Raw genomic sequence first — 17,457 nt, forward strand, 5'->3', positions numbered from 1 at the left:
TCATGGTGCCTTCTATTAGTACTAAACTAGCATCGTGGTAAGCAACGATTGACATGTTTCCAGCACACAACCGTTTCCGGCAGGCGGCGGCAGCGGCAGGCGGCGGCCGCGGCAGGCGGCGGCGCGGCGCGAGAAGGACGGGGGCATCCGGCAGATGGACTTTGCCAGATACGAGCAATACCGCGAGACCGGCGTGCACGAGGTGCCGGGCTTTGCGTACAACACGTACCTCTGCACCATCCCGCAGGACTTCGCGCGCGTGAGGCCGCACTGGCACGACCAGATGGAAATCGTGTACGTGAAGCGCGGCAGCGGCACCATCAGCACCAACTTCGTGCGGCACCCGGTGCACGCCGGCTCGATCGTGCCCATACTGCCGGGAGAGATCCACGCCATCGACGGGGACGACGGCACGCGCATGGAGTACGAGAACATCATCTTCTCGCTGGACATCCTGGACAGCCACGAGCCGGACGACTGGTGCCGCGCCAACGTGCTGCAGCCGCTGCGCGAGGGCACGCTGCGCTTTACGCGCCCCGTGCCGGAGGGGACGGAGTTCTACGAGCGCGTGCGCTGGGCGCTGGACGGGGCGGACGCCGCGTGCGCCGTGAGGCAGCCCGGCTACTCCCTGATGGTGAAGAGCAGGCTGTTTATGCTGATGGACGCGCTGTATGCCTTTCGCAGCGCGGACGCGCCGGAGCGCGCGGAGCCCGCGGCGGAGCGCCTGCGCACGGTGCTGCGCGAGGTAAACGCAAACTACGCCGCGCCGCCGAGCGTGGAGGGCGCCGCGCGGCTGGCCGGCTACAGCAAGGCGCACTTCATGCGGGTGTTCAAGAAGGACATGGGGATGACGTACAGCCAGTACGTGACGGAGTGCCGCCTGACGGCCGCGTCGTACTACCTCGAGAAGACGGACGACCCGGTGGGCGCCATCGCGCAGTCGTGCGGGTTCGACAACTTCTCGTACTTCAACCGCAGGTTCCGGCGGCGCTACGGCATGACGCCCACGGAGTTCCGCGCGAGGGCATAGCACCCGCGGCGGGCCGGGCGCGCCGTCGCTTCTGGTGAGCACGCGCGGCAAAACTTCGCTAGGATTGACTAACGCAACCACAGGTGGGGGCCCGCACAGGGCCCACGGCAACGGCGGCCGCGACCATGGCCGGCCGCGCGCAGGAGGGAGGCGCACCGTGTCGTTTGATCCAAACCGCGAGGACTACCAGCGCCTGGGCCTGCGCTTCGCGCGCTCGCTCGACGGCGGCGGTGCCGCGGGCGCCGCACGGGCGTTCGCGTCGTTCGGGCGGCGCTTCTCGCAGGACCGCGACTCGCTGCCCCAGACGGACGCGGACCGCGCGTTTCACCTGGTGGCCCGCGCCACCACGGTGATCGACTACCAGCTGCCGTTCGCGGAGTCCGACGCCCGCGCGGCCGAGCTCATCCGGCGCGGCCACGCGCTGCTGGAAGAGGCCCTGGCGCTCGACCCCAACTGCCACGACGCCGCGCGCATGCAGCACGCGGCCACGATCGCCGGCTTTGACGCGTTCTTCCACTACCTCGAGCAGGGCGAGAAGGACGTGCGCCGCTCCTGCACCGCCGCGCGCGACGCGGCGCTTGCCAAGGACGACGGCGACCGCTCGCTCTTGGAGGCGGACCTCGCGATGCGCCCGTACCTGCGCTGGCTCGCGACCATGGCAGACAAGGCCCTCATCTGCGGCCGCAACCGACAGTGCCTGGACATCTGCCGCCGCGCGCTGGAGGCAGACCCCAACGATGCCGCGGACGTGCGCTTCTCGGCCGCGCTGGCCTACGCCAAGCTCGAGGACGCGGCCGGGCTGGACGCCCTTGCGCAGCGCTCCGCCACCCTGGGCGTGCCGCGCCGGCACGAGGGCGCGGACGCGTGGCAGCTCATCGCGCGCGTGTCGCTGGCGCACAGCCGCCACGACGAGGACGACGCCCTGCGCCAGTTGCGCGCGCTCCTGGCCACGTACCCGCACGCAGCCGCGACGCTGGCCAGCCAGCGCGAGCTGCCGGACGGCGTGTTCTGCCGCCTGGCCGTGCCGCCGTACAGCGAGGACGAGCTCATCGTCGCGACGTCCGAGGCCACGGTCCTGCTGCAGGAGGGGCGCGACAGCCACGGGCGCGGCGCGCTGGGCTCGTGGGTCGCGGCGCAGGCGCAGCGGCTTGACCCCCGCGACGTGGCCGAGCTTCGCGCATACGAGAAGAGCATGGACGCGGCCGCGGGCGGCACGGGCGGCGCGGGCGCGGGCGGACAGCGGCCCGGCGGGCCCACGGCCGGCGGACGGCCGGACGGGCCACGCGCGGACGGGGGCGACAGGTGATGGACGGACGCGAGGAGCTGGTGCTGAGGCTCGCGGCAAAGCGCCGCGCCAAGCTGGGGCTTTCTGACAGCGGCTACGCCGAGCTGCTGCTTGCCGTGCGCGAGGACCCGGAGCGCTTCGTGGAGGACCGCTCGGACGAGGCGTTCGCCGTGGTGGCGCGCGCCGTCGCGGCGCTGGACGAGGCGCGCGAGGGTGACGACCTCCTGGACGACGGCGAGTTCTTCTCGCAGCGCGCGAAGCGGATGGAGCGGCTGCGCACGCAGTGCCGCCGCGCGTTGGCGCTCGACGCGGGCTGCACGGAGGCGCAGCTGCTGCTGGCGCTGGCGCAGGACCTCGATCCGGACCCGCTGCTGGACGAGCTGCTGCAGATCGACCGCGACGCCACCGGGCGGCTGGGCCCCGTGTCGCAGGCGGCCGGGGCGGACGCGTGGTCAGACGTGTTCGCGCGCGGGCGGCTGCGCGTGAAGGCGGCCATCGCGCGCACGTGCCTGGACTCCGCGCGCTACCGCATGGCGGATTCCGTGGCGCGCCAGGTGACGGGCGCCACGCACGCGGACCCGCTTGGCGCGCGCCACACCAGCGCGCTCGCGCTCGCGCGGCTGGAGGACGAGTCGGCGCTCGATGCGCTCGAGGCGTCGTTCGGGCGGCGCGGCGACAGCTGGACGCAGCTCGCGCGGCTGATCCTGTTCTACAAGCTCGGCCGCATGGGCGCCGCGCGGCGCGCGCTCAAGGGGCTGGACACCCTGTGCGAGGGCGGCGTGTACGCACTGCTGCGCCCCGTGATGGTGGACACGTACCTGCCAGACCGCCCCGCCGCCACGCCATACAGCTTCGAGGAGGTCACGCTCGCCGTGCACGAGGCGGACCCGATCGTGGTGGACGTGCCGGACCTGGTGACGTGGGTGCAGGACCAGCCCGGCATGGTGCAGTCCGCGCGGACGTTCGCGGATAATTCTGGCCTGGGGTGGTAGCCGCCCCGCACGCGACGCCAGTCTGGTATACTGCTTGCTTGCGTCCCCATCGTCTAGTGGCCTAGGACACCGCCCTTTCAAGGCGGTAACACGAGTTCGAGTCTCGTTGGGGGCACCATCGCACGCATCGGGCCCGTCGGCACACGCCGGCGGGCCCTTTTGCGTCGCGGCCATCTGCGCGCGCCACGTGCTGCGCGCACCGTGCCGCGCGGCCTTCACCACGCGGACGCCCGCCGGCACCGCCACCGCCCTACCCGCGAGCCAGCCGCTCCCGCACGCGCGCCGCGATTCCCTCGGACGTAAGCCCCGCGCGCTCCAGCAGGGCCGCCTGGGAGTCCGCGTTCTGGTACGCGTCCGGCATGCCCAGCCTCAGCAGCGCCGGCGCGCCGCCTCGGGCGGACATGCGCTCCGCCACGGCCGCGCCCAGGCCGCCCACCACGCTGTGCTCCTCCACCGTCACCACCAGCTTGCGGCCGCCGGCGGCCAGCGCGTCCACGGCCGCCACGTCCAGCGGCTTCACGGTCAGCATCTCCAGCACCTCCGCGGACACGCCGTCCGCGGCAAGCAGCCGGGCCGCCTCCACGGCGCGGCTGCAGATGGTGCCCGTGGCCACCAGGCTCACCTCCGGCGCCCCCTCGGACAAGAAGAGCCGCTGCGCCCGCCCGGCCACAGCCGTGGTCCCGTCCGGGTGCAGGCTGACGCCATCCAGCGTGTTCGTGCGCACGTACGCCGGGCGCGGCGCGGCGGCAAGCAGCCGCAGCACGCTCGCGAGCTCTGCGTTGTCCGCCGGGCAGAACACCTCCACGTTAGGCACGCCGCGCATGAGCGACACATCCTCCAGCGCCATGTGGCTCGCGCCCAGCATGCCGGACTCGCACCCGGCGGACACGCCCACCAGCGCCACCGGCGAGCGCATCATGCCCAGGTTCACGCGGATCTGGTCGTACACGCGCCCCGTGATGAACGTGGCGTAGCTCGGCGCAAACGTGGTCAGCCCCTCGTTCGCGAGCGCGGCCGCCACCTCCACCTGGTTCTGCTCCGCGATGCCGCACTGCACAAAGCCCTCGGGCAGCACCTTGCGCATGTGGTCCAGGTTCAGGCGCCGCCCGTAGTCAGAGACCACGACGGAAAGCCCGCCGTCGCGCTCGGCAAGCTCGCCCATGACCTCGCCAAACACCTGCTTCGGGTTCATGGCCGAGAAGTGCGCGGACTCCTCGGCGGAAACCCGCGCGGCAGCCGCGGCCACGCCCGTGCCCCCGGCCACGGCGGCCGCGTTCTTCTCGCCCCGTGCGTCCGTGCTACTCACCGCGTATCGCCTCCTCGCGCGCGTCCAGCTCGCGCATGGCCTGCTGGTACAGCTCCTCCGTCAGGGCCTTGTCATGCCACTCCGCGTGGCCCTCCGCGAACGAGAGCCCGTGGCCCTTGAGCGTGCGCGCCACCACGGCGCGCGGGCGGTCGCCGGGGTTGCGCAGGGCGTCCGCCAGCTGGATCACGTCGTGCCCGTCCACCTCTGCCACGTCAAAGCCAAACGCGGCGAACTTCCTGTTGATGGGCCCGTTGTCAAGTATCTGCGCCGTGGGGCCGTCCAGCTGCATGCCGTTGGCGTCCACCACCACGGTCAGGTTGGCCAGGCGCTTGTAGCCAATGAGCGCGGCGGACTCCCACACGGACCCCTCGTCGCACTCGCCATCGCCCACCACGCAGAACACGCGCCCGGGCAGGCGCTTGCGGCGCAGCGACAGCGCGAGGCCCGCGGCGTAGCCCAGGCCCATGCCCAGGCTGCCGCCGGATATCTCGAACCCGCGCTGGGGGTCGCGCTCCGGGTGCTTGAACAGGCGCGCATCCGGCCCAAACAGCCCGCGGTCCACGTCGTCCTGGCTTATGAGGCCGCACTTCAGCATCATGGGGTACAGCGCGACGGACGCGTGCGCCTTGCTCACGATCAGGCGGTCGCGCTCGTCCCAAGGCGTGCCGTCCCGTCCGGTGTGCATGACCTCCCCCAGCAGCACGGCCACGATCTCTGCCATGGAGAGCGCGCCGCCAAAGTGCAGCGGGCTCCCCATGTAGCGGCGGCCCCACTCCACCACGCCGCGTCGCACCTCAAGAGCGTCCAGGTCTAGACGGCGGCGCAGCGCGCGCGTGGCCTCGTTCTCCGCGGCGCCCTCGCGCGCGTGCGTGCGGATGCCGTCCAGCTCGAGCGGGCCGGGGAAGCCGTCGCTCTGCCTGGACACGCCCACGATGGACTGGTTGGGCCCCAGCCACGTGAGGCTCCACTCGATGGGCGTTGTGTCTGCCAGCTCTATGCGCTGCTCGAGCACCATGACCGGGTCGCTCGCGCCGCACGCCAGGCACGCCGCATGCTCCGCCCCCGCCCGGCACGACGAGTAGTGCATGTGCGAGAGCGCGATCTTGCGGCCGGAGCACCGCTCCACCGCGTCAAACAGCGACTCCGTCGTGAAGTCCGCCCGCTCCAGCCCCGGGCATGCCGCCAGGTTCGACCAGCTCTCCTGGCACACCACGGGCCGTCCGCCCACGGATCGCACGCGCCGCATAAACAGCGCCGGCTCGCCGGGCTCCACCTGAAGGCTCTCCGCCACCTCCGCCGGAGCCGGCAGCACGTCCTTCCGCAGCACCCGCGTCGTGTACCGCACGCCGCCGTCGCGAAGCGACGCCGCAAAGCTAAACGACCGCGCGTTGCCCGGCCGCGCAATGCCGCCGTCCGCCACCACGGTCCCGCTCCCCTTGCGGCTCACCAGCAGCCCCTCGGCCACCAGCGTCCCGATCGCCTTGCGCACGGTCCCACGGCTCACGCCGTACTGCGCCATCAGGTCCGCCTCGGAGGGAATGTAGCGCCCCCGCCGCCACTCGCGGTTGCGGATCTTGACGCGCATTATCTCGGAAAGCTGCACGTTCAGCGGGTCGGGCGAATCCGCCGAGAGGAGCGTGGGCTCCGTGCTCGCGGCCCCGCCCGCCGCCCCCGGCGCGTCCGGAGTGGGAAAGCCAAAGTCGTACTCGGCCATGAGGCCCCCTCTGCATATGCCGTCGCACGTGGTCGCGCGCCGCTTGCGCCGGCGCCCCGGCGCCGTGCTCCGCGTGCGACCTGCGACTGAACAACTTGCATACAGACAAGTTGTGTACAGGACATGTTATGAACAGGCATGACTTTACGCCGCCCTAACGCTCGCGCGCGCGGCGCGCGCATACTTTCTGAAATTTCCATCATGCTGTCATGGGTATACTCAGGGCAAGCCCGCCAGCGCGGCGGCAGCACGACGCCACGCCGCGGAAAATGCGCGGGTCACACCACACGACACGCCGTTCGTACTGGCAAAATGCCCACGCCAGAAAGTTCGGAGGAGGGGTCCCATGGAATCCAAGCTAAGGTTCGCGTCCCGCGCCGTCGTCGCGGCGGCCGCGGCGTACGCCGTCGTCTACATCGCGTTTCTGCAGGACATCCCCCAGACGTACTACGTGTTCACGTTCGCGACGGTTCTCGACCTCGTGGCCATGCCCATCCTGCTGTTCTCGCTCGGGCTTTTCCTCATGCGCAAGCTCCGCCCGGACGATTCCGCGCCCCGCACGCCCGGGCAGCGCACCCGCGCCCGCCGCACCCTCGTCATCGCGATCGTGGCGATCTACGCGCTGTACGTCGCGCTCTCCCTCATCGCACGGCTGCAAGGCGGACAGGTCGCTACCTCGCTCATGGTCATCCTCACGGTCGTTTTCTGCGTCATCGAGTACGGCGGCTTCTTCGTTGGCCTCCTGTGCGGCATGTTCGCGTAGCGCCGCATCGCCACCCGCGCGACCCACGCCACCGCGCAGCCCGCAACACGGCCCGCAACGCAAAGCGGCGGACGGAAGCACCCGCTCCCGTCCGCCGCTCTCATGTGCTGGTAGGGGCGGTGGGGTTCGAACCCACAAGACCTAGGCCGGCGGATTTTAAGTCCGCTGCGTCTGCCAATTCCGCCACGCCCCCGTGACCAAAAACCTTACCACAGCGCCCCGCGGCGCGCGTCCCTCGCTCGCGAGGACCCGCCGCGCCCGCCAACCGCAGCCGCTAACGTACAACTATAATTTCCGGGCTCCTGCAATCCTGCGGTTTTGTCGCCCTAACGTAGAACTAAAAATTTTAGTTCTACGTTATGCCAACGCATCAGCCCTCCCAACGCATCGGCCCTCCGCTGCGCCCCGCGGCCACCGCTTGAGGCTTGTCCCCGGGCGCGAACGTACAACATTTTTTCGGCACATTTCAAAATCCTGCGGTTTTGTCGCGCAAACGCAAACCTTATTTTGAGTGTTATACGTTCGCGCCCCCGCCGCGTGTCCGGCCGGCCTCAAGCGGCGCGCCCAAACCCTCAAGCGACGCACTCACGCGCCAGAACCCGGCCCCGGCGCCCTACCGCAGCTCGCTCAGGTCCGGCTCCCAGCCCAGCGGGCTCGCCCCGCCGTCCGCCAACGCGGCCGCGCAGATCGATAGCCCAAACAGCAGGTCGCTCTCGCTCACGGTCAGCCGCTCGAACCCGCACGACTCCATCAGCGCGGCCACCGCGATCGTGCCGCCCAGAATCACGTTCGCGCGCTTCGGCTGAAGCCCCGCCATCGCGGCGCGCTCCGCCTCCGTCGCGCTGGCAAACCGGGCGAGAAGCGCCTCCACGTCCTCGCGGCTAAGCTCGGCAAGATGGACCCTTCGCGGGTCGTACGGCTCCAGTCCCAGCTTCACGGCAACCAGGCTCGTCACCGTGCCACCGGTCGTCACCATCAGCTCCGGCGCCAGCTCGCGCACGCCCTCCGCGGCCACCGCGTCGTCAAACATGCCACGCGCCCACCGCCGGGCGCGCTCCACGTCCGCCATGCTCGGCGGGTCGCCCGCGCTCAGGAACTTCTCCGTCATGCGCCGGCACCCCACGTCCACGGACCGCACGCGGTCCAGCGCCAACCCGCGCTCGGCACCCATGCTGCCCACGGCGATCTCGGTCGAGCCACCGCCGTTGTCCGCAACCAGGATCTCGCGGTCCGCAAAGTCCTGCGCCACGCCCAAGAACGTGAGCGACCCCTCGACCTCGCCGGGAATCACCTGCGCGTGCAGCCCGCGCGCCGCAAGCTCCGCCAGAAGCGCGTCAGAGTTCCCCGCGTCGCGCGCCGCCGAAGTCAGCGTGCAGCAGATCCTCGGCGCCCGCGCCTGCCGGGCCGCGGCCAAATACGAGTCCACGCACGCCAGCACGCGCCCGGCTGCCGCCTCGCAGATCATGCCGGTCCGCGTCAGGCCCTCGCCCAGGTTGCAGATCGTCGACTGCTTCAGCATCCGCGTCACGCGGCCGCCCTCGACGTCCGCCACGGCCAGCCTCGCCGTCACCGTCCCGATGTCGATGCACGCGACCCTCGTCATTTCAGCACCGTCTTCCTGTCGTAGCCAAACAGCGCGTCCAGCACCTTCGTGTACCACGCGCGGTCGTCCTTGTACGTGATGGCGGCCGAGGGGTCCTTGCCGTCCTCCTTCAGCCCCTTCACCTCGACGCCCTTTTCGCCGGGATACACGTAGCCGTTCTTCCGCGCCTGGTCCTCGATGCCCTCCTTGGACATCAGCGTGTCCACGTCGCTCTTCAGGTCCTTGTTCTGGCTCTTCAGCGCGGCGTACTTCACCTGCAGGTCCTGCGTCGTCCGCATCGACACGTAGTACCGCTGCGCCGGCCCGTACAGCGCGGCCACCACGGCAACCACCACGGCGAGCACGATCCACAGCCGGCGGTGAGCCGCGGCCCACTCCCCCGCGGACGTCGCGCGCTCGCGAGCCGTCTGCGCGCCGGATGCCGCGCGCTCCCTTGCCGCCGCCACGCGCTCGCCGGCAGACGCCTTCTCCTCGCGGCCATCGCGATCCTCGCGACCCGCGCCGCGGCGGGGCTCGCGCGCGTCCAGGCGAGAAGTGCCACGCTTCGCGCCCCTCGCCGCCTTTGCCTCGCGAACGTCGTCGTAGGTCGCGGCGTTCTGGCGCACGCCGTACGCGGCCTCGGACTTCGCGAGGGCCGTCTCGTGGTCGACGGCCGCCACGGCCTTCGTGCTCGCAACGCCCTCGGCACCTGCGGCACTCGCCGCACCGGCGCCGGCGGCCGCGTTGACCCGGGCGTCCGCGGCGCGCTTCGCACGCGCGTCCTCCCAAGCCATGCGCTCCCTCGACGCGGCGATGTCCTTCGCCGGGTCAATCGCCTGCGCCGCAATCATCTTCTTCGTGTTCTTCGACTCGTGCTTCCCAAGCGGACCGTCGGTCCTCCGGGTCCCGCGACGAGGCCGACGACCCTGGGCCTCTCTCTTGCCGTTGTCTGCCAAGCGCTCGTCGCTCTCGGAACGGCGCTCGCCGCCGCTGGGGTTGCCGTCGTCTTTCTGCACGGGTCTCCTTCGACCGGTCACGCCACGTGTGGTCGGGGCAACAACGTTGCCCGATGGGGTCTGGTTCTGCATGCTCATGCCGTCGTCTTCGTTTCAGCTTCGTTGGTCGGCCGGCGCTCGCGCGCCTCCCCTCAGTTATAGCAGAGGGGCCGCGCCCGTCGCGACCCCTCCTCACAATCCCGCAAACTCAGCAGACCGCCCGCCGCGCGCCGCCCGCCGCACGCCGCCCGCCGCACGCCGCCGCACGCCGCTCGCTGCCGCCGCCCGCCGCCGCGCCGCGTCACTCCGCCCGGCCCGAGCCGGTCCCGGCGTCGCCCGCCCGCTCCTCCAACTTCGCGCGACGCCACAGCTCGTTCAGCCGCTCGGCGCCCAGGCCGTCCAGCTCCAGGCCCTCCTCGCGCGCCATCCGCTCCATCGCGGACCACCGCCGCCTAAACTTGCGGTTGCTTGCGTCCAGAGCCGCCTCCGCGTCGATGCCCTCCCAGCGGGCTACGTTCACAAGCGAGAAGAGCACGTCGCCAAACTCCTCGGCCGCCTCCTCGCTCCCGCGTTCCTCGTCCTCGAACTCCCGCCGCTCGGAGGCCACCTGGTCCCACACGTCGTCCACGCTCGCCCACTCGAAGCCGGCGCGAGCCGCGCGCGTGGATATCTTCTGGCACTGCAGCAGAGCGGGCAGCGACCGCGGCACGGAGTCCAGCAGCCCCTCGGGCGCACCCGCGTCGGCGCGCCCCTCCCGCTCGCGGCGCTTCACGTCGTCCCATATCGCAGCCACCGCGCCGGCGTCCGCGGCCGCTGCGTCGCCAAACACGTGCGGGTGGCGCCGCACGAGCTTCGCGTTTATCTGCCGGCACACGTCGTCAATCGTGAATTCGCCGGCGTCTGCCGCCACCTGCGCGTTCAACAGCACCTGCATCAACACGTCGCCCAGCTCCTCCGCCAGGTGCGCACCGCCCTCCAGCGCGGCGTCCGCCGCCTCGTACGCCTCCTCCACCATGTCGCGGCGCAGCGACTCGTGCGTCTGCGCGCGGTCCCACGGGCAGCCGTCCGGCTGGCGCAGGCGCCACACCGTACGCACCAGACGGTCAAACTCCGGGTGCGTGCCCGGCGCGCCCGCCCGCGCGCGGCTCTGCTCCTCCGCCCGCGCCGCCGCGTCGCACTCGCCCGCAGCCACACCCGCGCCGGCAGCCGCCGCGCCCCACACCTCGTCGCCCGCGCCAGCCACGTCGTCCTTGTCCCGCGCCTCGTCCTTGCCCCGCGCCTCGTCCTTATCCATGGCCTACTCCTCGCCCTCGTCGTCGCCGCCAACTTCCTCAAGCACGCCCAGCGCGGCGGGCAAAAGCTCCTCGCGCCCGGTGTGGAAGGGGTAGCTCATCTTGCGCGTCTTGGGATAGATCACCGCGCGGCGCTCCTTCAGCTTCAGCGCCACGGCGCGCGGCACCTGTATGCCCACGTACGCAATCCGGCCGCTCGTCAGGCTGACGGAGGTCACGCCCAGGCGCTGGCAGCGTATGCGGATCCGCGCGCGGTCCAGCAGGTTGCGGCCGGCAAGCGGCAGGGCGCCATAGCTGTTCTCCAGGTCCTGCTGCAGGCGGTCCACGTCCGTGAGCTCCGTCGCGCTCGCCAGGCGGCGGTACGCCAGCACGCGCTTGTCCACCTCGGGCAGGTACTCCTCCGCAAGATAGAAGTCCGCCGGCAGGTTGATGTTCACCTCGGGTGCCGCGTCCGGCGTGGCCTCGCCCTTCGCCTCGCTCACGGCCTGGCCCAGCATCTGCGTAAACAGGTCAAAGCCCACGCTGCTCAGGTTGCCGTGCTGCTCCGCGCCCACCAGCGAGCCGGCACCGCGGATCTCTAGGTCGCGCATGGCGATGCGCATGCCGCTGCCCAGGTCCTGGTTCTCGTTTATGGCCATCAGGCGGTCCGTCGCCTCCGGCGTCAGCGGAATCTGCCCCGGGAACATGAAGTACGCGTACGCCTGCGTGCGGCCACGCCCCACGCGGCCCTTGAGCTGGTACAGCTGCGCCAGCCCCAGACGCTGCGCGTCCTCAATTATGAGCGTGTTGGTATGCGAGTTGTCGATCCCGCTCTCGATGATGGTCGTGGCCACCAGCACGTCGATCTCGTGCTCGTCAAACTCCAGCATCACGTCCTCTACCTGTTGGGCGCTCATCTTGCCGTGCGCCACGCCCACGCGGGCCTCCGGAGCCGCCTCGCGCACGCGCTCCACGGCGTCGTCTATGGTGGTCACGCGGTTGCTCACGTAGTACACCTGGCCGCCGCGCGCCAGCTCCGCGCGGATGGCGGCAGACACCACGTCCGGGTCCCACTCGCCCACCTTTACCTTTACGGGAAGGCGCCCCGGGGGCGGCGTCATGATCAGGCTCATGTCGCGAACGCCGCTCATGGCCATCTGCATGGTGCGCGGGATGGGCGTGGCAGAAAGCGTGAGCACGTCCACCTGCTCGCGCATGTTCTTGAGCTGCTCCTTGTGCTGAACGCCAAAGCGCTGCTCCTCGTCTATCACCACCAGGCCCAGGTCGTGCGGGTTCACGTCCGCGCTCAGCAGGCGGTGCGTGCCAATGAGCACGTCCACCTTGCCGTCCGCAAAGCCGGCGAGCGCCTGGCGCTGCTGTGCGGGCGTCACAAAGCGGCTCAACACCCTCACGTCCAGATCAAAGGGCGAGAAGCGCTTGAAGAACGTCTCGTAGTGCTGCTGTGCAAGGATCGTGGTGGGGCACAGCACCATCACCTGCCTGCCGTCCTGGCAGCACTTGAAGGCGGCGCGCAGCGCCACCTCTGTCTTGCCAAAGCCCACGTCGCCGCAGAGCAGCCGGTCCATAGGCTTCGGCGATTCCATGTCCGCCTTGATGTCCTCTATCGCGGCGCGCTGGTCCGGCGTCAGCTCGTACGGAAAGCTCGCCTCCATGTCCGCCTGCGCCGGCGTGTCCGGAGCAAACGCGTGCCCCTGCACCGTGGAGCGCCGGGTGTACAGGTCAACCAGGTCAAACGCGAGCTTCTTGGCAGAGCGCCGGGCCTTGCCCGTGGCGCGTGACCAGTCCGCCGTGTTCAGGCGCGTCAGGCGCGGGCTCGACCCGTCCGGCCCCACGTAGCGCGTGATGCGGTCCACCTGCTCCAGCGGCACAAACAGCTTGTCCTTGCCGGCGTACTCAAGCAGGAAGTAGTCGCGCTCGCGCCCGGCCACCTCCTGCCGCACGATGGCGCTAAACAGCGCGATGCCGTGCGTGGCGTGCACCACGTAGTCACCCGGCTTGAACAGGAACGTCACGCTCGTGGGGTCCACCTTGCGCACGCGGTGCTTGTGGCGGGCCATGCGGGCCGTGAGGTCGCCCACGCTAAACACGGCCAGCCCGGCGGAGGGCACCACCACGCCGGCCGGCACCGGCGCGTCCACAAACGTCACGATGCCGCGTGGCAGCGGCTCCACGTCGCGCATGGCCGCGGGGTCGCACACCGGCACGCGGTTGGGCGCCGCCCCCAGTGACTCCTCCAGCGGGATCTTCTCGTCCGTAAAGGTAAGCTCCAGCGCCTCGCGCGCACCGCGGTCCGGCACGGCAAACACAATGCTCGCGCGGTCGTTCACCAGCTGGCGCATGCGGCCAAGCAGCTTTGCGTCGCTGCCGGCGATGGACGGCTGGCGCACGTCCAGCTCCGCGTCCGCCTGTCCGCCCACCCGCGCCATGGACGAGAAGCTCAGCCGCTGCTGCTTGCCAAAGTCCATCTGGCGCGGGTTCGTAAACAGTCCCTGCACGCTGGCGTGGGCGTTGCGCGCCGCCTGCTCCACGTCGTCCGTCGCGTGCATGCAGTCGTCAAACAGGGCGCGCGGCTCCGCGAGCACCACCAGCGCGTCCGCGCTCATGTGGTCCATGGGAGAAGAGCTGCCCCCGTACAGCTCGGGCAGGTACCTATCGAGCGTGGGCTCCGCGGCGCGGGCCTCGAGCATCTCCAGGTCCGCGGCCACACGCGAGTCGTTCTGCGCGCGGTTGTACAGTGCGCGCGACGCACGCGCCACCGTCTGGTCCGTGAGGGCGATCTCGCGGCACGGGCTCACCGTGACGGAGTCCAGCTCGCCTATGGTCTGGCCGGTCGAGGGCACCATGCGGCGCACGCGGTCAACCTCGTCGCCAAAGAACTCCAACCGCACCGGGGAGGTTGCCTGCGCGGGAAACACGTCCACCGCGTCGCCATGCACGCAGAACGTGCCGGGCGCCGTCACGTCCGAGGGGTCGCCCGCGTCCGTGTAGCCCATGCCCACCAGCAGCCGCGGCACGTCTGCAAAGTCCACCTCGTCGCCCACGGCAAACGCGCTCGATGCAAAGTAGCCGGATCCCACGGGCGGCACGCGGCGCAAGAGCGCCCGCGCGCTGGCAACCACCAGGCATTTCTCGCCCGCCGCAAGCCGCGCAACGGCGCGGCAGCGGGCGCCCACCACGGCATCGTCCGCCGGCTTGTCCGCCCACGGCAGGTCGCGGCGGTCCGGGTAGCGGCACACCACGTCCATGCCCAGCCACGCAGCCAGGGCGCGTGCCGTGCGGTCCGCGGCCTCCTCGCCAGACACCACCAGCAGGCACGGCCTGGGGTCGCGCGCCCACAGCGCCGCAACCAGCAGCGAGCGCGCACTCTGCGGCACGCCAAGCGTCGCGTCGTGGCCGGCGTCCAGCTCGTGCAGCACGGGCGCAAGCTCCGGCGCGGCCAGCAGCTTCTGGGCGACTCTGTTTATGAGCATGGGAACCTCTCAACAGCACAAGCGGGCCCAAAACCATCGGTTCCGGGTCCGCGCATCGATTCTTGTTTCCTACATCATGCCACGAACGCACGCCGTGGCGCCAAGCTTTCACTAACATTGCGGCGCACGGGCCATTGCGCCATTACTGCCCAAAATACCTCGGTCGGGGGCTTGACGGGGGATGTTAGAATCTCCCACACACCAGCGGTGTCCGGATGCGGGCGACGCCTCCCACAACAAGGAGGTAAAGCCTATGGACATGAACTTTGTCCTTAAAGTCCTTCAATCACTCGCGCTTGTCGCGAGCATCGCCCGAACGTCCCTCGACGTAGTCAGGGAGGCGAGGGAGCTGATAAGGGAGCATAGACATCACAACGGATAACGTAAGGAGATGAGAAAAGCCCGGGTGCAACCGGGCTTTTCGATTCGCAACACCTGGCGTTGCCCGCGCCCGAGTTAGGATGGACGGGCACCGCTGGTGTACCTGTATTCTACCCAGCAACGCCCCTTGCTGTCCATACGGTTTTTGCGGAGCAATTCGGCGCGTGGCGGGCCGACGGTCAGCTCAGCACAGCGCGAACGGTATCTCTCGCAGCAGGGGTTTAGAAGAGTCAAAGAATAGCCCGGCTGCAACCGGGCTTACAAACCAGCGGTGCCCAGTGTGGACGTTGTTACCCACGGCTAAATCTGTTGAATGGCGTCCTGAAAGCCCTCGCGATCGTCGCGAGCATCGCCCGAACGTTCCTCGACGTAGTCAGGGAGGTGAGGGGGTTGATAAGGGAGCATAGACATCACAACGGATAGCGTAAGGAGATGAGAAAAGCCCGGGTGCAACCGGGCTTTTCGATTCGAAACACCTGGCGTTGCCCGCGCACACGTCGAGAACGGACGGGCACCGCTGGTATCTGTAGTGTATCCAGCCACAACCTCCAGTTCTGTATCCTTGGCGATATTTTCCGCCCGTACCCCAAATGAGGGCTTTCGCGCGAAATAGTTCTACGCTCACGCTCATAGCAAGCCTACCCACGGCAGGCCGCCACTCTGCGTCCCCTCAATACAAGAGCACCCCCGGATCTTCTCCGGAGGTGCTCATTCAGATGCGAGTCAGAACATCAATGCGTGAGCTGGAAGCCCTACTTCTCTTCCTTCTTGTCGTCGCGCTTCATAACCACGGCGGCAGCCGCAACGACGGCACCAATGGCGCCCAGGGCAACAACGGCACCCACGCTGTTGGTGTCGCCCGTCTTCACAACGCCCGAGCCACCCTTCTTGACCGTTGCAGGCTTATTCACAACCGGCTTGGCGGGCGCCTTATAGGTGTTCACGAACGTCAAAGAGTCGTGCTCCTTGCCGTTCTTGTCCACAATGGCCCGCTCAACCTTAAAGTTCTTGGTGCCCTCGGTCACGGCTACGCGCATGGTGTAGACGGTCTTGTCGTAGGTGTATCCGTCCTCACCCTTGTCGATCTCATAGCACCTGTACTCGTACGTCCCAGCCTTGGTGTAGGCGATTGTGCCAAACTCGATGGAACCCTCGCCCTCGATGCTGGTCGTGAGCTTGCCGTCCTTTGCGCCCTCAGGCAGCGGGGCACCGTCGATGGACTCAAGCACAAAGTCGAACGTCGACTTCTTGGCAGGCTTGTCACCGGCAATCTTCTTGGTGACGGGCGGGTCAATCTCACCGGCAGGAAGGTTCGCGTACGTGTTCGTAAAGTTGCACACGGCAACCTTCGTGCCCTCAGGCGTACCCTCGTGCACCGCAGCGGTCACCAGAGTCTTGCTCATGTCTCCGTCGGGGTGCTCGTACGTCACGGTCATGTAGTAGACCGTGCTGTCGTACTCACCGCGACCGGTGGTATTCTCCGGGGCAACCTGAGAGATGCGGTACTTGTAGATGCCCACGCGCGCCTTGGAGAAGTCAAGGTCAAACTCGGCAGGGTCGCCCTTGTAGGTTCCCGCCTTCAGTTCCTCGCCCTTCACGTCAATCTCAGACGTGCTGGGCATAGGGGCGCCATCGGTCTCCGCCTCAATCTTCACCGTATACGTCTCACCCGGGATGCCCTGGCCAGACGTGGTCACGCTCACGGGTACTTTTACGGTAGTCGCGTCCCCTTTGATCGCGTGTCCGTCGACCGCCAGTGCGTTCGCGGGGAACAGGGCCGCCAGGAGGAGCAGCGCTGGCGCGAGCGCAGCAGCCATGAGCCTGTGTTTGATCTTCATTTCTCTTCCTAACTCGCCATCTACTTGCCGTCACCCGTATAGGGGACGATCCCTGCCAGCAGTACCGTCCGAGCCTCGGTTCCCTCAGAGGAGCACGTGGCCAAGGCCACTATCCGCTCCTTCGCGGTGTCGGCTCCGATCTTCTCGACCACGTCGTTGTGGACGTGCTCGCCCTTCTGGACCGCATAGTTCACGACCCCAGAGCAGTCCTTTGCCCACGAAGTGGGCGAGAAGATCGTGCTATCAGAGGAGTTCACCGTCATCACGGCGAGCACCTCCAAGCCGTACGTATTGTCTGGCGTCATGAGGACGCCTGTCGTGTGCTTGTTGAAGAACTTCTTGCTGTGATAGAGGTCAAGGTCGCCAAACATAAGGTGGTCAACCATGTGGTGACCGTAGACCAGGGAGTACGAGTCGGTAAACGAGGGGTTGCACTGCGAGGAAAGGAATATCGAACCAGAGAGGGCAAAGTCTCCGTACACGTCCTTGTTGATGTACTCCCGGTCGTCCTCACCCTGGACAATCGGGTAGTCGATCTTCGTCCCGTCCATGGTGATCCACGCCACCACGTCGGGATTGATCTTCCTCAGCTTCTCGAAGGCCTTCCTGTGGTCCTTGCCCTCCTTGGGCCTCAGGTTCAGCAGGTCGTCCCTCACGTTCTTCGCCTCGGCATAGACCTGCTGGTTATCCCAGAGTGAGTACCCCGCAAAAAGCGTGGCACCCACCAGAAGTGCGGCAAGCACGACGTTAAAGACCCTATTGCAAAACTTGAGTGGCTTAGATTCGCCCATGCACCGCACCTCCTCTAC

The 17,457-nt window shown here is 68.7% G+C and carries 13 protein-coding genes and 2 tRNA genes; 6 read left to right on the forward strand and 9 right to left on the reverse strand.

The annotated features are described in order from the left end of the window. Positions 1-154: 154 nt before the first annotated feature. The 4 genes from HF885_RS09010 (at position 155) to HF885_RS09025 (ending at position 3,425) form a co-directional block, all read left to right on the forward strand. Positions 155-1,030, forward strand: a complete 876-nt coding sequence (locus tag HF885_RS09010; RefSeq protein ID WP_170104601.1) for a helix-turn-helix transcriptional regulator — start codon at positions 155-157, stop codon at positions 1,028-1,030. A gap of 157 nt (positions 1,031-1,187) precedes the next feature. Next, complete coding sequence (locus HF885_RS09015; RefSeq protein ID WP_170104602.1) at positions 1,188-2,336, forward strand: response regulator receiver protein; 1,149 nt, start codon at positions 1,188-1,190, stop codon at positions 2,334-2,336. Further along, a complete protein-coding gene (locus HF885_RS09020) occupies positions 2,336-3,307 on the forward strand; it encodes a hypothetical protein (RefSeq protein WP_170104603.1) in 972 nt (323 codons plus the stop codon). Before HF885_RS09015 ends, HF885_RS09020 begins: the two co-directional genes overlap by 1 nt. A gap of 42 nt (positions 3,308-3,349) precedes the next feature. Next, positions 3,350-3,425, forward strand: a tRNA-Glu gene (locus HF885_RS09025). A gap of 132 nt (positions 3,426-3,557) precedes the next feature. Here the strand turns inward: HF885_RS09025 and HF885_RS09030 are convergent. Further along, the gene (locus HF885_RS09030) at positions 3,558-4,613 is read right to left on the reverse strand and encodes a transketolase family protein (RefSeq protein ID WP_170104604.1); all 1,056 of its coding nucleotides are present in this window, start codon (positions 4,611-4,613) and stop codon (positions 3,558-3,560) included. Next, complete coding sequence (locus tag HF885_RS10665; RefSeq protein ID WP_170104605.1) at positions 4,606-6,327, reverse strand: UTRA domain-containing protein; 1,722 nt, start codon at positions 6,325-6,327, stop codon at positions 4,606-4,608. The genes HF885_RS09030 and HF885_RS10665 overlap by 8 nt, the downstream gene beginning before the upstream one ends. A gap of 346 nt (positions 6,328-6,673) precedes the next feature. On the opposite strand from HF885_RS10665, the gene HF885_RS09040 reads away from it, so the two are divergent. After that, complete coding sequence (locus HF885_RS09040; protein WP_170104606.1) at positions 6,674-7,090, forward strand: hypothetical protein; 417 nt, start codon at positions 6,674-6,676, stop codon at positions 7,088-7,090. Between the two features lie 108 nt (positions 7,091-7,198). Here the strand turns inward: HF885_RS09040 and HF885_RS09045 are convergent. The 5 genes from HF885_RS09045 to mfd form a co-directional block, all read right to left on the reverse strand. Beyond that, positions 7,199-7,283, reverse strand: a tRNA-Leu gene (locus HF885_RS09045). A 420-nt stretch (positions 7,284-7,703) separates the two neighbouring features. Next, positions 7,704-8,693 (reverse strand): phosphatase, encoded by a 990-nt coding sequence (locus tag HF885_RS09050; RefSeq protein ID WP_170104607.1) that lies wholly within the window; start codon positions 8,691-8,693, stop codon positions 7,704-7,706. Further along, a complete protein-coding gene (locus HF885_RS09055) occupies positions 8,690-9,688 on the reverse strand; it encodes a septum formation initiator family protein (protein ID WP_170104608.1) in 999 nt (332 codons plus the stop codon). Before HF885_RS09055 ends, HF885_RS09050 begins: the two co-directional genes overlap by 4 nt. 280 nt (positions 9,689-9,968) lie before the next feature. After that, positions 9,969-10,961 (reverse strand): nucleoside triphosphate pyrophosphohydrolase, encoded by a 993-nt coding sequence (gene mazG, locus HF885_RS09060; RefSeq protein ID WP_170104609.1) that lies wholly within the window; start codon positions 10,959-10,961, stop codon positions 9,969-9,971. Positions 10,962-10,964: 3 nt separating this feature from the next. Continuing rightward, positions 10,965-14,429: a transcription-repair coupling factor gene (gene mfd, locus HF885_RS09065; RefSeq protein WP_170104610.1), complete on the reverse strand. Its 3,465-nt coding sequence runs from the start codon at positions 14,427-14,429 to the stop codon at positions 10,965-10,967. 253 nt (positions 14,430-14,682) lie between these two features. Here mfd and HF885_RS10575 point away from each other — a divergent pair, with 253 nt between their 5' ends. Next, entirely contained in the window at positions 14,683-14,811 is a 129-nt protein-coding gene (locus HF885_RS10575) for a hypothetical protein (protein WP_268935616.1), read from the forward strand. 751 nt (positions 14,812-15,562) lie between these two features. Here HF885_RS10575 and HF885_RS09070 read toward each other — a convergent pair. Both HF885_RS09070 and srtB read right to left on the reverse strand, forming a co-directional pair. Beyond that, positions 15,563-16,648: a Spy0128 family protein gene (locus HF885_RS09070; RefSeq protein ID WP_170104611.1), complete on the reverse strand. Its 1,086-nt coding sequence runs from the start codon at positions 16,646-16,648 to the stop codon at positions 15,563-15,565. Positions 16,649-16,668: 20 nt separating this feature from the next. Then, positions 16,669-17,439, reverse strand: coding sequence for a class B sortase (gene srtB / locus HF885_RS09075; protein ID WP_170104612.1), 771 nt, complete (start codon positions 17,437-17,439; stop codon positions 16,669-16,671). Positions 17,440-17,457: the final 18 nt, after the last annotated feature.

The sequence above is a fragment of the Parafannyhessea umbonata genome, assembly GCF_012844235.1.
GTDB lineage: Bacteria > Actinomycetota > Coriobacteriia > Coriobacteriales > Atopobiaceae > Parafannyhessea.

What these genes read in the sequence shown, in the direction of transcription:
- HF885_RS10665 (WP_170104605.1), bottom strand. Translation starts at nt 6,327, where the DNA reads ATGGCCGAGTACGACTTTGGCTTTCCCACTCCGGACGCGCCGGGGGCG.
- mfd (WP_170104610.1), bottom strand. Translation starts at nt 14,429, where the DNA reads ATGCTCATAAACAGAGTCGCCCAGAAGCTGCTGGCCGCGCCGGAGCTT.
- srtB (WP_170104612.1), bottom strand. Translation starts at nt 17,439, where the DNA reads ATGGGCGAATCTAAGCCACTCAAGTTTTGCAATAGGGTCTTTAACGTC.
- HF885_RS10575 (WP_268935616.1), top strand. Translation starts at nt 14,683, where the DNA reads ATGGACATGAACTTTGTCCTTAAAGTCCTTCAATCACTCGCGCTTGTC.
- mazG (WP_170104609.1), bottom strand. Translation starts at nt 10,961, where the DNA reads ATGGATAAGGACGAGGCGCGGGGCAAGGACGAGGCGCGGGACAAGGAC.
- HF885_RS09020 (WP_170104603.1), top strand. Translation starts at nt 2,336, where the DNA reads ATGGACGGACGCGAGGAGCTGGTGCTGAGGCTCGCGGCAAAGCGCCGC.
- HF885_RS09050 (WP_170104607.1), bottom strand. Translation starts at nt 8,693, where the DNA reads ATGACGAGGGTCGCGTGCATCGACATCGGGACGGTGACGGCGAGGCTG.
- HF885_RS09070 (WP_170104611.1), bottom strand. Translation starts at nt 16,648, where the DNA reads ATGAAGATCAAACACAGGCTCATGGCTGCTGCGCTCGCGCCAGCGCTG.
- HF885_RS09040 (WP_170104606.1), top strand. Translation starts at nt 6,674, where the DNA reads ATGGAATCCAAGCTAAGGTTCGCGTCCCGCGCCGTCGTCGCGGCGGCC.
- HF885_RS09010 (WP_170104601.1), top strand. Translation starts at nt 155, where the DNA reads ATGGACTTTGCCAGATACGAGCAATACCGCGAGACCGGCGTGCACGAG.